Below are 15,495 nucleotides of genomic sequence, written 5' to 3'. Positions count from 1 at the left end.
GGCAATCAGCGGCCCCTGACTTACTCGATCACGGCGCAAGCCAGCCGCTCGCCGGCGTCGCCGGCCGGCTGGCTTCGGTTGTCGTCGGACTTTCCGTGGATCATCAACGCCCGGCCGCGAATACCGTTTTCTTCGCTGTCGAGGACGACCATGCCGTTGAACACCTGGGCGCGCAGCACGCCGTCGGCGCCGACATATTGGTTGGGCATATCGCCGGCATGCGGTCCGTTCACCGCCAGAAAGCCATGTTCCGCCTTTTCGGGATTGAAATGCTTGCCAGCTGATTCGTGGTTATGGGCGGCATCGCATTTGCCGGTTTCGTGAACATGGAAGCCGACCCATTTGCCCGGCGGCAAATTGGTCACTTCCATTTCGATGAGGACGCCATTTTTGCCCTGCGTCAGCGCAGCGCGACCGGTTTCCTTGCCATCCTTGCCGATAAAATTCGCGACGGCCGTCTGGGATGAGGATTGCGCACCGACGGCGGTCGCCGTTGCGAGTATCAAAGCAAGCGTGGTGAGCAAGCGTTTCATGAGACATTCCTCCGGGGACGATGGGTTCGTCCAAGGGCAACGCCTGATGGTGCCCGCGGTTCCACATTTCACGCCATGGCGAAGGGGGAGCCTAGAAAATCCGAATGGCGGAGGTCGTGATGATGACGAGCGAAACCGCGATCATCAGCGGCCGGACGGGCAGATGCTTGACGACATAGGCTCCGATCGGAGCGGCCAGCACGCCGCCGAGGATGAGACCGACAGCGGAACCGAGCTCGGACCAGCCGAGGGTCAGAATGAAGGTCGCCGAGATCGTCAGCGTCACGGCGAATTCGGTAAAGCTGGTCGAGCCGATGACCTTTTTCGGTTCATGACCGCGACCAAGAAGCGATGTCGTGACGATCGGGCCCCAGCCGCCACCACCGGCCGCATCGAGCGCCCCGCCGGCAAGGCCGATATAGGGCACGGCCCAGTCCTTGACCTCGCGCAGCCAGAGCGGCCGGAACGCCTTGAACAGGATGTAGAGACCGACCAGCACAAGATAGGCCGACACGAAGGGTTCGATGACCTCGGCATCGACATTGGCGAGACCATAAGCCCCGAGCGCGCCGCCGATCATGCCGGCCGGCGCCAGCCGCGCGACGAGGCGCCAGTCGATATTGCGATGATAGGCATGCGAGGTGCCGGAGGCGGCCGTGGTGAAGATTTCGGTGATATGGGTCATCGCGCTTGCCGTTGCCGGCGGCACGCCGACGGCCAGGAGGCTTGTGGTGGACAAGAGGCCGAAGGCCATGCCCAAAGCGCCATCGACCAATTGCGCGAAAAAGCCGATGACCACGAAAACCCAAAAATCTGCCGACACGAACCACCCCCGCCGAAACGCCGCCTATTTGCGCCAACAGCACCACGTTGGTAAAGGTTCCCGTGAAGCAATTCACATCAACGACGCGGAGGCTCCATGCAGACAATCGCCTTCCTGCTTGCCGGCACGTTGCTGATGTCCCCGGAAGACAAGCCGGCGGTCCCGGATTATTTTGACCACAACACGGGATCGAACCCGCCGATCGTCGAAATCTGCAATCTCAACGGCGAGGACATTGGTGGACAATTCAAGACGTGCCGATACGATTGCGGCCGCACGCTGACAATCGGTGAACGCTCGGTCTGCCCGTTCGTCCTGCAGCGATAGGGAGTGAGACAATGATCGCATTCGACTGGCATGCCGATCCGATCGATCGCGACACGGCGGTGACCAGGACCTATCGCAGCACCCAGAACGTCCGCCGCTTCCTCACTGCGCAATGCGGCGATGGTTTCAAGTTTGACCGGGCTTTCATGGCCTGGATCGAGGACGGCGAGAGCAAGACGATGGGCGACGTCGCCGATGAATGGAAACGGCGACAGCCGAAATAGATCGTTGCCTCAGCCGATCACCACATCCAGCCCGATATCCAGCGTCGGCGCGGCCATGGTGATCTTCGAGGTCGAGATATAGTCGACGCCGGTTTCGGCGATTGCGCGGATGGTCTGGAAATTGACATTGCCGGAGGCTTCGAGCCGGGTCCGGCGCGGATCCGTGGCATAGGCGTCGGTGGAGAGCTGCCAGTGGGTCGCATTGATCGCGACCGCCTCGCGCAAAAGGTCCGGCCCCATATTGTCGAGCAGGATCACGTCGGGGCTTGCGGTCAGCGCCTGGCGCATCTGCTCCAGCCCATCCACCTCGACCTCGATCTTGACCAGATGACCGCAATAGGCGCGCGCGGCATGAACGGCGTTTGCAACGCCGCCGGAGACGGCGATGTGGTTGTCCTTGATCAGCACGGCGTCATCCAGCCCAAACCGGTGATTGGAGCCGCCACCCATGCGAACCGCGTATTTTTCCAGCGCCCTGAGACCCGGAACGGTCTTTCGCGTGCAGCAGACTTTTGCGCGCGTATGGGCGATTTCCGCAGCGAATCTGGCGGTGTAGCTGGCAATACCGCAGAGATGCATGAGGAAATTGAGCGCCACGCGCTCGGCCGACAGCAGCCCGCGCGCTGGGCCCGAAATGCGGGCAAGTGCCATTCCAGGCGCCACGCTGTCGCCATCCGCGACGAAAGCCTCGAAGCGGATGGCCGGGTCGATCAACCGAAACGCTGTGCGCGCCAGTTCCATGCCGGCCACGACACCGTTTTCACGAGCGTTCATGTCTGCCGTGGCCATCATTCCCGGCGCGATCGTCGCATAGGTGGTGATGTCGCCTGCCCGGCCGAGATCTTCCAGAAGTGCTGCGCGGACCTGATCCTCGACCATGAGCGCAGGCAGTTGGGGGCGGAGAGCGGTGGGCGTCATTGCAGGGTTCTTTCGGTTTCAACAGTTGAGGCGCCTCTTTTCCCCAGCGGGGAGAAGAGAACCGTCAGGCGCTTTCCATCTCACTGACCTCGGCCACGACCTTGTCGGCCCCGGCAAGGGTCAGGAAGGTCCGGCGCCTCCATTCCGTCATCGGCTCGGGGCAATCCGAGCGAAAGTGGCCGCCGCGGCTTTCGGTGCGCAGATAGGCACCGGTCGCGATCAGCTTGGCCGTCGTGACGATATTGCTGAATCGAAGCCTTGTGTTCTGGCGCTCGAGATTGGCGATCGCCCGGATGGCGCGGGTCAGCGTGTCACGGGAGCGGATGACGCCGACATGGTCGCTCATGACATGGCGCAGCGCCGTCAGCGGCGGGCTGTCCTCAAGCGTCACCGGATCGTCGTTCTCGCCGGCATTGTTGCCCCAGTCGGTGATCTTCGGCTCCGGCAGCATGCCCTTGATGTTTTCGGCGATGCGCGCGGCAAAGACGACGGCTTCGAGAAGCGAGTTGGAGGCCAGCCGGTTGGCGCCATGGACGCCTGTCGAGGTGACCTCGCCGGCCGCCCAGAGCCCGTCGATCGAGGTGCGGCCTTCCGCATCCGTCAGCACACCGCCCATGTGATAATGGACCGCCGGAACGACCGGGATCGGCTGTGTGACCGGGTCGATGCCGGCCGACAGGCAGGAGGCGTAGACCGTCGGGAAGGCTTCGGGGAAATGCGCGCCGACCGTCTTTGTGCAGTCGAGAAACGCGCCACGGCCAGCCTTGACCTCGGCGAAGACGCCGCGCGAAACGATGTCGCGCGGTGCGAGTTCCGCGTCGGGGTGGATATCGAGCATGAAGCGGTGACCGGCGGAGTTGATCAGCTGCGCCCCGTCGCCACGCAGGGCTTCGGTTGCCAGCGGCGCCGGATCGCGGCCGATATTGATCGCCGTCGGGTGGAACTGGATGAACTCCGGATCGGCGATGATCGCGCCGGCCCGCGCAGCCATGCCGACGCCTTGGCCGCAGGCTTCGGTCGGATTGGTGGTGACGGAAAAGAGATGGCCAACGCCGCCGGAGCAGAGCACCACGGCACGCGCCGGAAAGGCGACACGCTTCTTCGACTGTCCGGCATCCGGTCGGGCGATGACGCCGGAAATGAAGCGGCCTTCGCGCACCAGTTCCTCAACGACATAGCCTTCCAGAACGCGGATGGACGGCGTGTTGCGCACCGCCGCGATCAGCGCTTCCATGATCGCCTTGCCGGCCATGTCGCCCTTGACGCGGACGATGCGGCGCTCGGAATGGGCGGCTTCGCGCGACAGCAGCAGCTTGCCCTCGAGATCGCGGTCGAACGGGACGCCGTAGTCCAGAAGGTCGTGGATGCGCGCCGGCCCTTCGGCGACCATCATCCGCGCCATCTTCTCGTCGACGATGCCGGCACCGGCAACCAGCGTATCGGCGACATGCTTGTCGATCGTATCGCCCAACCCCATCGCAGCGGCGATGCCGCCCTGCGCCCAGGCCGACGAGGCGCCATGGCCGATCGGAGCAGCGGCCAGCACGGTGACGGGGCGCGGGCTGAGTTTCAGCGCGCAGAAAAGCCCGGCAAGGCCACCGCCGACGATGACGATGTCATCGATGCCGTTGAAGCTCTGTGGGCGGAAATGATCGGTCAGCATTGATTCTGGCTCCCAAGGATTCGGACGGATCTCCCCCCTTTGAGGGGGAGATGTCACGAAGTGACAGAGGGGGGTTCCACGTGCGAGGGCGGTGCCAGGAACACCCCTCTCTGCCCTGTCGGGCATCTCCCCTCAACGGGGGAGATCACAAACCGAAGCCTCCCGCCTCCACATGTTCCGTCCGAATAGTTTCGCATTTCGCCCCTCCCGGCGGAGCCAACTTACTGCTTCAAATTCACCATCCGCTCGACGGCCAGTCTTGCCCGGCCGGCGATTGCCGGATCGACCAGGACTTCCTCCGTCATGAACAGCAGGCTGTCGAGGATCTTCGGCAGCGTGATGCGTTTCATGTGCGGACAGAGGTTGCACGGCTTGATGAAATCGACACCCTTCACTTCCGCCTGGATATTGGACGCCATCGAGCATTCGGTGACGAGCAGGACGCGCGGCGGACGCTTGTCCTTGACATAGTTGATCATGCCGGCGGTCGATCCGGCGAAGTCGCAGACAGCGATGACGTCCGGATGGCATTCCGGATGGCCGATGATCTCGATCGACGGATCGGCTTCCTTGTAAGCCAGGAGCTCGGCCGCCGTGAAGCGCTCATGCACTTCGCAATGGCCCTTCCAGGTGAGTATCTTCTTGTTCGTCTGCTTGGCGACGTTCATCGCCAGATATTCATCGGGAATGCACAGGACGGTATCGCTCTCCAGGCTTTCGATCACGGCGAGAACGTTGGACGAGGTGCAGCAGATATCTGTCTCCGCCTTTACGTCGGCCGAGGTGTTGACATAGGTGACGACCGGCACGCCCGGATAGCGCTGCTTCAACAGGCGAACATCGGCGCCCGTGATCGATTCCGACAGCGAGCAGCCCGCCTTGCCATCCGGGATCAGCACCGTCTTTTCCGGGTTCAGCAGCTTGGATGTCTCCGCCATGAAGTGCACGCCGCACTGGATGATGATCTCGGCATCGACCTTGGTGGCGTCGCGGGCGAGCTGCAGGCTGTCCCCGACGATGTCGGCAACGCAATGGAAGACATCGGGCGTCTGGTAATTGTGCGCCAGGATGACGGCACCGCGCTCCTTCTTCAGCCGGTTGATGGCGGCCACATAGGGCGCATAGACCGGCCATTCAAAGGCGGGGATGAACTGTTTGACGCGCTCGTAGAGATGCTCGGTCTCGCGGGCGATTTCGGGCGTGAAGGTGAGGTCCGGCCGCTCCAGGATACCGAAGCGTTCGGCAGCGGTCTTTACCGTGCCGGAATTGCCAATGTTCACACCGCTTTGTGCGATCGTCATCTGCATACTCCTCTCGCCGTCCCCCGGCGGTCGATCTATTTTGCTCAACTTGAGCATAACGTGATCAAAACAAAACCGGCAGTGCCGGTGGATGTGATTTAGAAAGTTTTGTGACGCTTTTCAAGAATGCTCTCCCGGTTTTTCTCCGGGAGAGCAAGATTTCACAACGGCTACGCGATGGCAGGCCTTGCCACCGCTTTTTCCTCGATAGGCCAATGGACGATGGCTGCAAAAACGCCGAGTACCACGCCGAGCCACCAGACCGGATCATAGGAGCCGAAATGGTCGTACAGATAACCGCCCATCCAGACGCCGAGGAAGGAGCCGATCTGGTGCGACAGGAAGACGATGCCGCCGAGCAGGCCGAGATGGCGCGTGCCGAACATGATGGCGACGAGGCCGTTGGTCGGCGGCACCGTCGATAGCCAGAGCAAGCCCATCACCGCCGCGAAAATAACCACTGATGTCGGCGACTGTGGCAGGAGCAGGAAGGCGGAGACGACGACCGAGCGGCCGATATAGATCCATGCCAGGAAATAGGGCTTGGAATAACGCTGACCGATGAAGCCGGCGGCGAGAGAGCCGATGACGTTGAAGAAGCCGATCAGTGCCAGCGCGATCACGGCATAGCGCGCATCGATGCCGATATCGCCGATATAGGCGGGAAAATGCGCGGTGATGAAGGCCACCTGGTAACCGCAGACGAAGAAGCCGGTGACCAGCAGCAGATAGCTCTTATGGCCGAGCGCCTCCTTCAGCGCCTCGCCGATCGACTGCTTGTAGAGGGCTTCCTTTTGCGTGCCGGACGAAGCATTGCCGCGCAGCGGGATAGCGAACAGCGGCACGAGCAGCATCAGCGCGCTCATGTAGATCAGGCTGTCCGACCAGCCGAAAGCCGAGATCAGTCCCTGGCTGAGCGGCGCGAACAGGAACATGCCGGCGGACCCGGCCGCCGTGCAGATACCGAAGGCCATCGAGCGCTGCTGCGGCGTCACGTTGCGGGCAAAGGCCGACAGAAGAATGCCGAAAGAGCCGGAACCGACACCGAGGCCGACCATGACGCCGCCGCCGACATGCAGCCAGATCGGCGCGCTGGCAAAGGCCATGATGATCAGGCCGCCGGCATAGACGAGACCGGAAAAGGCGAGCACGCGCCAGGAGCCATACTTGTCCGCAATCGCGCCGAAGAACGGCTGGCTGACGCCCCAGGCGAGGTTCTGGAACGCCATGGCGAGGCCGAACGTGGTGCGGTCCCAGCCGGTATCGGCGAGCATAGGCAGTTGGAAGAAACCCATGGCTGAGCGCGGGCCGAAGGTCAGTACGGCAATGAGCGATCCGGCGACGATGATCAGCCAAGGCAGACCGGGACTTGCGGCGGACGCACGCGGGGTGGATTGGGAAACGGCTGACATGAACGACTCCGGATGATTGAGCCGGCAATTTACGCCCGGCCTTCACGCTAAAAAAGCGAAATAAAATGACGGTCGGATCAGTGGGATTGATGGATGACCGATCGCGTTCCGGGCCGCCGGCGACGGGCCTCCATCGATATCATTCCGGCCCGGTTCAGGCTCTGATCTTCATCGGCCAGCACTGTTCGCGGGTGCCGACGACGCGCATTTCATCGCCGAGACTGATCGTTCCCTCGCCACGCGGCACCGCATTCCAGCCGAACAGCACACCCGGCACGCGGCGATCGGCGGACATGCGTTTTTCGGCGAGCCCCTGGATCGGGTTGCCGCCGATGCGCTCGCCGGTCACCTGGTCCTGCGTGGTCATGATGCAGCGGGCACAGGGCTTGACGAGATCAAAGACGATACCGCCGATCTCGACGCTTTCCCAGAAATCCTCGTCCCACGCATCGTCATTGTCGATCAGGATGTTGGTGCGGAAACGCTCCATGCCGACCGGTTCCTGTCCCTTGGCGATCAGTGTGGCGTTGAGATCGGCAAGCGAGGATGTCGTCGTTATCAGCACCGGAAAGCCGTCGGCGAAACCAACCGGAGCCGCCTCGCCCGCCCATTCGGCGCCGACCGCGCGCTTTGCCTTGTCGTCCATGTGCACAAGCTTGACCGGGCGATCGAACCAGCCGGACAAAATCGTGTTGACGCCATCGGCCGCCACCGCCGCGTTGACTTCGCTATCCCAGACGCGGACATCCAGCCGGTTATTCGGATCGAAGGTTGCCGTCGCCGTTTTCGTCCCCATCTTCAGGTGAACGCCACCGGCCACATGCGTCGCCTCGACCTGCGCCAGCAGTTGCAATTCGCGCTGGGTGATGAATTTCCCGTCAGGCTCGACGATCATGAAACGGCGATCGCCGACAAGCCCGTCATACCGGATCGAGACCGCCTGCTGCGCAATGGCACGGCCGCTTTTCAGCGGATGAATGTTGAGACCGATCACTTTCATGTCGTCACTCCCAGGCGTTCAGATTGTGATTCAAGATCATCGCGGATTGATTCCGCGGATTCCGGCAAGACGTTGTCTTTCTTATATTTCCTCAAGCATCATGCCCAGCACGGCGCGCAGCCTTTCCTGCCGCTGGCGGGCGAGCGCCCGGCCTGCCGCCGTCTGGAAACCGTCTGTCAGCTTGAACAGCTTCGTCTCGAAATGGTCGATGGCATAGGCCTTGTCGTCAAGCGGCCGGTTTTCCGCCAGCGGGTCGAGCGGGTCGTAGAGACCGCTTCCCAAGCGCCCGGCGATGTAGAAGCAGCGGGCCGCGCCGATCATGCCGATCGCATCCAGCCGGTCGGCGTCCTGCAGGATTTTCGCCTCCAGGCTTTCCGGCTGGATATTGGCGGAAAAACTGTGGGTGACGATGGCATGGGCGACGGCAGTGATCTCCATGGTCCGCCAGCCCAGCGCATCGAGCAATTCGAAGGCGCGCTCGGCCGCCAGCCGCGAGGCCCCTGCCCGATGCGGCGAATTCTTCTCGACCGCGACGCAATCATGCAGCAGCACGGCGGCCGCCAGCAACCGCAGGTCGCCACCTTCGGAGCCATGGATGCGGACGGCATTCTTCCACACCCGAATCAGATGGGCGGCATCGTGCGAGCCGTCATTGCCGGAAAACGCATGCGGCAGCAATTGTTCGGCCAAGGCCTCATACGGGGCAAAAGCGGCGGCAAGCGTGGCAATGTGGCTCATGCGAAATTCCGGTGAAACGGTGGAATCGAAATTGTCAGCCTGTTTGGCCGGGTTCCGCCGCGATGTCCACCACTGGTTCCACCGGCGAGGCCGTCTTGCCGGACAGGATCTTCTGGTAGAACAGCCCGATGCCGATCAAGACGCCGCCGAGACCGATGAAGGACAAAGCCCGCAGGAAGCCTTCGAGATTGGCCATGTCGATCAGGAAAACCTTCAGCACCGCGACGAAGACGAGAACCGCCGAGGTGATGCGAAGGCTCTTGGCGTTGAAACGTGATCCGGCGACCAGAAGCAACACTCCGAGCAGCAACCAGACGACCGAATAGGTGTAGGTCTCGCCCTGCAGGAAACCTTTCCAGTCCGCGATGCTTTCGCCCTGCCAGAACCGCCGCACCGACAGCGTTGCCCAGGCAAAGGCAAGAACGGCGCCTGTGACCGCGAGCGCCGTGACATAGGGCACCGGCCGCTTGCCGCGCGCATACCAGGACAGGCCGGCATAACCGAGGCCCGGCAGCAGATAGCCGATCAGCAACAGATCGAAGAACGGGATCGAGCCCAGCAGTTCGCCGCTGAAATAGGGGTTGAGCCCAAGGAGATGCGCGCCGAGGATGGAGAGCATCGAGAGAACGCCGATGGCCATGCTGCCATAGCGGAAAACCGGGCTCGGCGACTTGCGATCCAGCGTCATCATGATGCAGGACCCGCCGATCGCGACCAGGGTGTAGATCGACTGCTCGCCGAGCGTCGGCACCGCGCTGTCGAGCACACCGCCGTTCATCGCATGGCGCACGAGGATGGCTACGGTCAGGAGCAGGAAAAGGCTGGCCAGCGCCTGCAAGAGATTGCGTACCCTCAAGCCTGGCCAGTTGCGCAGTTCGACTGCCGCAAGCGCCAGCAATACCGCCGGAATGCCGTAACCAGCGAGCAGCCCGTTGAAGACCGGCGTCGTCGACAGGTTCTGCGCCCCGACGATCGTTGGCTCCCAGGCGATGCGCGCCAGCACCACGATGGCGGATCCCACCATCATCCAAGGCAGTGCCGGCCAGGAGCGCAGCCGCGTCGCCGCGACATAGGAAGCCCCGAGAAACGCGATCAGGGTGGTGGTCGCGACGCCTTCTGTCAGTGCATGCACCGCGATGACAAAGAGAGCGAGAGAACCGACGAGGAGGAATGCCTGCGGCCGATGGATATGCTCCGGCTCCACATCCCGACGCGACAGCCATTCGGCAAGGCCGAGAAGGACAACACCGGCAACGAACGAAAACAGCCCATGCGGCAGGTCGGATGTGAGATCACCGACCGTCAGGAAGGACATGCCCGTCAGCGCCGCCGGCACCACGGCCATGATCGCCGCCCAGATGACCGCGAAGGGCGGATGGTCCCGAAGATGCAGGGACTGCGCCAGCGTACCGAGCAGAAGGAAGGCGATGGAAAGCCCCATACCGGCCAGCATCGCCGTCTTTTCCGGCACCGCAAGCACTGCGATATGGCCCGGAATGGCCGGATCGATGAAGGTCAGGACACCGCTCAGCGCCATCATGCTCCAGAGGCCGGCAACCGCCGCGACACTGGCCAGCAAGGCGGGATAGACGGCGTAGCTGCGCAGCGCGCCAAGCGCCGCCAGCGCCGCGACGAGAACGCAGAACTCGACGACGGGATAACCGCCGGCCGATGCCAGCGGGCTGATCAGCGCAAGCGCGGTGAGCAGGAGCGCGATGGCGGCGGTGATGCTGATCGCGGCAAAGGGAGGCACCATGACCCGCTCCCAGGCCGATGGCACGGCGGGCACCGGTTGATCGACGGCAGGCGCCTCCACATCCGGCTGAGGTTCGACTGGCGCAAGAGGACCGGGCCAGACGAAGCAGACGCCCGCCACCATCAGCAGCATGACCAGCGTCACTGGCAGGTTTTCGACCGGACGCACCGATGCGATATAGGCGAGCGCCCAGAGGCAAAGGCCGATATTGGCCATCGACGGCACGACCGACCAACGCCGGATACGGGACGCCACGAGCGTCGCGATCCAGGCAATACCGAGGAAACTGAACAGGCTCCAGGGGCTGGGGCTTTCCGACGAGACCAGCGCCGGGGTCAGAAGCGAGGCAAGCAGGCCGAGGCCGGCGAGCGCCTGGCCATGCAGGAGCGAGAGCCCAACCGTCGCCAGCGAGATCAGCGCCAGCAGCCCGAAGGCTGTCGCCGGGCCGATGAAGTCATAGACGCCATGGGCCGCGAAACACACGCCGAACAGCGTCATCACGCCCGCGGCCGTCAGAATGCCGGGGATCATCGCGTTCTGGAATTCGTCAGTGATCAAGGGCGTGGCGCGGCGACGGACAAACTCGCCGACGCCGATCAGCACCAGACCGAAAACCGCCGCCATCGACAGGCGCACGGCAGGGCTCAGCAGCCCGGCATCGATCGAATATTTCACCATGAAGACGCCGCCGAGCGCCAGCGCGATACCGCCGACCCAGACGGCCCAACGCGCGCCAAGACGGCTTTCGAGGCTCTCCCGCTGCGGCTGCGCGACAGCACCGGTCGCCACACCAGCAGCAACGCTTGCGGCCACCGGTTCGCCGCGCGAGGCTTTTTCGACGGCCTCCTGGCTCGGCGGCGCGCCACCAAAAATCGCATCGCCCTTGCCGATCTCCGAAAGCGGTTCCGCTTCGGCAGGCATGCTCACCGCCGTCGCCGCCTCTGTCGCCTCCACGGCCGCGCCCTGCTCCGATGTCTGGACATCAGGCGAAGCAACGGGGCGTTGAGCCTCGACACGCGCCAGCGCTTCCCTCAGCGCGGCGATTTCGAATTCCAGCCGTGCTGCGGTGTTGCGCCCCTTGACGAATGCCGACAGCGCGATTGCAAACGCCGCCAAAGCAATGACTTCCATCATGTCGTCTCCACAACGCCGAACAATGCCCCCGCCGACCATACAGCTTTTCAGGGACGCGCCAAATCGCAAGACGGTTCAGCACAGCAATCTCTTCATCGAATTGTCGCGAAACTGTCGTTATGCGGCAGGTATGGATGCTGCGACGCGGCCTTGCGCTGCATCCGGACCAAAAGGAGGTTAGACCATGGATCATCTTTCCCACACCGATGCCGCCCCGGAGATCAAGACGCTGACCGACCGTCGCGAGGAACTCGAGGATATCGGCCAGAACTGTTCCACCAACCCGACCATGGGCGACATCATCAACACGCGCTTCTCCCGCCGCGCCTTCATGACCGGCTCGCTGGCGGTTGCCGCCATCTCCACCACAGTCAGCCCGCTCGCCATCCTGACGGCCGAGGATGCCCGCGCCGAAAGCCTGTCCGGCTTCGATTTCAAGGAAGTCGAGGCGGGCGTCGACCAGACCCATCACGTCGCGGAAGGCTATGACGCCGATATCCTGCTGCGCTGGGGCGACAAGCTGTTTGCCGACAGCCCGGACTTCGACCCGCTGAAACAGACGGCCGCCGCCCAGGAAAAGCTGTTCGGCTACAACAACGACTATATCGGCTTCATCCCGCTGGAAGGCAGCCCGGACCACGGCCTGCTGGTGGTCAATCACGAATATACCAATGCCGAAATCATGTTTCCGAAATTCGCGTCCGTCGTGAAGGAAAAGGTGATGAAGGATGGCAAGCCGGTCCTGAAGGACGGCAAGGAAGTCGAGGAAGAAAAGATCAAGCTCGGGGAATACACCAAGGACCTCGTCGATATCGAAATGGCCGCCCATGGCGGCACCGTCATCGAGATCCGCAAGGTGGACGGCAAGTGGCAGCCGGTGCTCGACGGCAAGTACAATCGCCGCCTGACCGCCACGACCGAGATGCAGCTCTCCGGTCCCGTTGCCGGCCATGCGCGCGTGCAGACGCCATCCGACCCGAGCGGCCGCAAGGTTTTCGGCACCATCAACAACTGTGCCGGCGGCGTTACCGCCTGGGGCACCTATCTGATGGCGGAAGAGAACTTCAACGGCTATTTCGGCGGCGTGATCGCCGAGGATCACCCGGAGTTCAGGCAGCTGAAGCGCCTGGGCGCGCCGGGCGGCCAATATGAATGGTCGGCCTTCTACGACCGCTTCAACGTTTCCAAGGAGCCGACCGAGCCGAACCGTTTCGGCTGGATCGTCGAGGTCGATGTCATGGATCCGACCTCGGTGCCGAAGAAGCGCACAGCCGTCGGCCGCTTCAAGCATGAAGGCTGTGAATCGATCGTCAACAAGGATGGCCGCATCGTGCTCTATACAGGCGACGACGAGCGCTTCGACTATGTCTACAAGTTCGTGACCAAGGCCACCTTCAACCCGGACGACCGGGCCGCCAACATGGACATCCTCGACGAGGGCACGCTTTATGTCGCCAAGTTCCTGGCGGACGGCACGGTCGAATGGCTGCCGCTCATCCACGGCGAAGGCCCGCTGACGGCGGCCAACGGCTTTGCCTCGCAGGCGGACGTGCTAATCGAGACGCGTCTTGCCGCCGATGCGCTGGCGCCACCAAGATGGACCGGCCGGAAGACATCCAGCCGAACCCGAAGACCGGCAAGGTCTATGTGATGCTGACCAACAATACCAAGCGCAAGGACGACCAGCTCGACGCCGCCAATCCGCGCGCAGACAATGCCTTCGGCCATATCATCGAGATCACCGAAACAGACGGCGACTACGCCTCGACGAAATCGAAGTGGGACGTTCTCCTGAAGTGCGGAGATCCGTCCGTCGCTGAAGTCGGCGCCTCCTTCTCCACCGCGACGACGAAGAACGGCTGGTTCGGCATGCCGGACAACTGCGCCATTGATGCCGACGGCCGCCTCTGGGTGTCAACCGACGGCAACAACGAGAAGGATACCGGACGCACCGACGGCATCTGGGCGGTCGATACCGAGGGCGCCGCCCGCGGCACCTCGAAACTGTTCTTCCGCGTGCCGGTCGGCGCCGAAATGTGCGGCCCGAGCTTCAACCCGGCCTCCGACACGTTCTTCGTCGCCGTCCAGCATCCGGGTGACGCGGGTCTTGCCACCTACGAGGCCCCGGCAACGCGCTGGCCGGACTTCAAGGAAGACATGCCGGTCCGCCCCGCCGTCGTCGCCATCATTAAACAGGGCGGCGGCCGCATCGGCTGACGGACTGATCCATGGACGGATGACGCTGCTCCGGCGACGTCATCCGTCGAATCGTTGATGGTCACCGCATCAGGTTTTCGATCGGGAAGATCGCGCAGGTCTCCGTGCCGTGCGCCAGCAGTTTGCCATTGCCATCCTTCAGGAAGGCTTCCGAGGTTGCCAGCGTGCGGCCGCGATGCACGACCCGCCCTTCGCAAAAAACCTCACCCATGCCGGGCAGCAGCGGGCGGACCAGATTGACCTTGAACTCGACGGTCGTATAGGCCTCGCCCGGTTTCAGCGTCGTCATCACGGCGCAGCCAAGCGCCGAATCCATGATCGTCGCCGTCCAGCCGCCATGCACCGTGCCGAGCGGATTGAGGTGTTCGGCCGATGGAAGGCCCTTGAACAGGACTCGGCCCTCCTCGACCTCGCTCAGGCCGAATTTCAATGTCTTGGCCATGGGCGGAGCGGGGTGAATGCCGGCGAGCAGATCGAGCATCGCCTTCAGCCCGCCATCGCGGGCAACGGCATCCAGCGGCACCGTACCGATGCCGGAGACGGTATTTCCGGGGTAGATTTCAACAGTCATGCGGGGGCTTTCCTTAGAGCGAGGCTGTCGTCTGGCGAGATTTCAGCGCCTTCAGCGCCGCCTGGACGAAGCCGTCACGGGCGGCGGACAGGTCGATGCCGCGCGGTTCGTAGACATGGCGGTGAAGGAAGAAGGCGGTCATGCGGAAGGCGGCCTGAAGGCTGTCATGATCCGCAGCACCGCCCTGCGCCAGGAAACCCGGCAAAGCCAGCATCTTGTCGGCATAGGGCGCGCCAGCCTCGCGGCTCACCGCCCGGCCGGATTTCGGCGAGACATAGACGAGGTCGTCGCGCGCGCCGGTCGCCGCGCATTCCGCCAGATCCAGCCCGAAGCCGAGATCGTTGAGCACTGCGATTTCAAAGCGCACGAACAGTTCGCCGGCATCCCTGGGGTCGTCCAGATGTTCGAGGATGATGCCCAGCGTTTCGTAGAGGTGCGGATGCGGATCGCGCTCCGGCAAAAGCCGCAGCAGCGCGCCCATGGCCTGGACGCCATAGACCGAGGTCGCGGCCTCCATCAGCCGCGCCGCGCGGAGTTTGACCGGCTCCAGCTTGAACTCGCCGAGATGTTCGTCGAGCCGCGCCCGCCAGGTGACCTCGACCTCGTTTCCCGGCTGCAGTACCGGCTGCATCGCCCGCGATCGCCCGCCCCGCACCAGCCCCAGATGACGCCCGTGATCACGCGTCATGACTTCGACGACGACCGACGTCTCGCCATGCCGCCTGACACCGATGATGATGGCCTGATCACTCCACTGCATGCACGCGTTCTATCCCTGCCGGCGAGGGAAGACAACGGTGGCGAACAACACCGGGATCACGGCATAGCTTGCCGGCGATCGTCCAATGGACCGCCGGCGCTTGCCACTGTCGATCCAG

13 protein-coding genes and 1 pseudogene are annotated in these 15,495 nt (G+C 63.2%); 3 read left to right on the top strand and 11 right to left on the bottom strand.

Annotated features, from left to right (window positions below):
• Positions 1 to 20 precede the first annotated feature (20 nt).
• Both VL202_RS02090 and VL202_RS02085 read right to left on the bottom strand, forming a co-directional pair.
• On the bottom strand, positions 21 to 533 hold the full coding sequence (locus VL202_RS02090; RefSeq protein WP_325462534.1) for a superoxide dismutase family protein: 513 nt from the start codon (positions 531 to 533) through the stop codon (positions 21 to 23).
• Positions 534 to 624: 91 nt separating this feature from the next.
• The gene (locus VL202_RS02085; protein WP_325462533.1) at positions 625 to 1,356 is read right to left on the bottom strand and encodes a sulfite exporter TauE/SafE family protein; all 732 of its coding nucleotides are present in this window, start codon (positions 1,354 to 1,356) and stop codon (positions 625 to 627) included.
• Between the two features lie 96 nt (positions 1,357 to 1,452).
• Between VL202_RS02085 and VL202_RS02080 the strand changes: the two genes are divergently transcribed.
• The gene (locus VL202_RS02080; protein ID WP_325462532.1) at positions 1,453 to 1,683 is read left to right on the top strand and encodes a hypothetical protein; all 231 of its coding nucleotides are present in this window, start codon (positions 1,453 to 1,455) and stop codon (positions 1,681 to 1,683) included.
• Positions 1,684 to 1,694: 11 nt separating this feature from the next.
• Entirely contained in the window at positions 1,695 to 1,907 is a 213-nt protein-coding gene (locus VL202_RS02075) for a DUF6434 domain-containing protein (protein ID WP_325462531.1), read from the top strand.
• Between the two features lie 9 nt (positions 1,908 to 1,916).
• On the opposite strand, the gene nadC is transcribed toward VL202_RS02075, so the two are convergent.
• The 7 genes from nadC to VL202_RS02040 all read right to left on the bottom strand — a co-directional run bounded on the left by nadC (position 1,917) and on the right by VL202_RS02040 (position 11,829).
• The gene (nadC, locus tag VL202_RS02070) at positions 1,917 to 2,825 is read right to left on the bottom strand and encodes a carboxylating nicotinate-nucleotide diphosphorylase (RefSeq protein ID WP_325462530.1); all 909 of its coding nucleotides are present in this window, start codon (positions 2,823 to 2,825) and stop codon (positions 1,917 to 1,919) included.
• Positions 2,826 to 2,889: 64 nt separating this feature from the next.
• Positions 2,890 to 4,488, bottom strand: coding sequence for an L-aspartate oxidase (locus VL202_RS02065; RefSeq protein WP_325462529.1), 1,599 nt, complete (start codon positions 4,486 to 4,488; stop codon positions 2,890 to 2,892).
• 221 nt (positions 4,489 to 4,709) lie between these two features.
• Complete coding sequence (gene nadA / locus VL202_RS02060; protein ID WP_325462528.1) at positions 4,710 to 5,789, bottom strand: quinolinate synthase NadA; 1,080 nt, start codon at positions 5,787 to 5,789, stop codon at positions 4,710 to 4,712.
• A gap of 170 nt (positions 5,790 to 5,959) precedes the next feature.
• Positions 5,960 to 7,201 (bottom strand): MFS transporter, encoded by a 1,242-nt coding sequence (locus VL202_RS02055; RefSeq protein WP_325462527.1) that lies wholly within the window; start codon positions 7,199 to 7,201, stop codon positions 5,960 to 5,962.
• A 154-nt stretch (positions 7,202 to 7,355) separates the two neighbouring features.
• Positions 7,356 to 8,201 carry an MOSC domain-containing protein gene (locus VL202_RS02050; RefSeq protein WP_325462526.1) on the bottom strand — a complete coding sequence of 282 codons (846 nt, stop codon included), beginning with the start codon at positions 8,199 to 8,201 and terminating at the stop codon, positions 7,356 to 7,358.
• Between the two features lie 81 nt (positions 8,202 to 8,282).
• Positions 8,283 to 8,939, bottom strand: coding sequence for an HD domain-containing protein (locus VL202_RS02045; protein ID WP_325462525.1), 657 nt, complete (start codon positions 8,937 to 8,939; stop codon positions 8,283 to 8,285).
• Between the two features lie 34 nt (positions 8,940 to 8,973).
• On the bottom strand, positions 8,974 to 11,829 hold the full coding sequence (locus VL202_RS02040) for a DUF2339 domain-containing protein (protein WP_325462524.1): 2,856 nt from the start codon (positions 11,827 to 11,829) through the stop codon (positions 8,974 to 8,976).
• Between the two features lie 184 nt (positions 11,830 to 12,013).
• Between VL202_RS02040 and VL202_RS02035 the strand changes: the two are divergent.
• Positions 12,014 to 14,046 (top strand): annotated as a pseudogene (locus VL202_RS02035) (PhoX family protein).
• A 61-nt stretch (positions 14,047 to 14,107) separates the two neighbouring features.
• Here VL202_RS02035 and VL202_RS02030 read toward each other — a convergent pair.
• Together VL202_RS02030 and recO are read right to left on the bottom strand one after the other, a co-directional pair.
• On the bottom strand, positions 14,108 to 14,617 hold the full coding sequence (locus VL202_RS02030; RefSeq protein WP_325462523.1) for a PaaI family thioesterase: 510 nt from the start codon (positions 14,615 to 14,617) through the stop codon (positions 14,108 to 14,110).
• A gap of 13 nt (positions 14,618 to 14,630) precedes the next feature.
• On the bottom strand, positions 14,631 to 15,377 hold the full coding sequence (gene recO / locus VL202_RS02025) for a DNA repair protein RecO (protein WP_325462522.1): 747 nt from the start codon (positions 15,375 to 15,377) through the stop codon (positions 14,631 to 14,633).
• Between the last annotated feature and the right edge of the window lie 118 nt (positions 15,378 to 15,495).

It is taken from the genome of Pararhizobium sp., from assembly GCF_035497515.1.
Lineage (GTDB): Bacteria > Pseudomonadota > Alphaproteobacteria > Rhizobiales > Rhizobiaceae > Pararhizobium.
This window is presented reverse-complemented; position numbering and strand designations above follow the sequence as displayed.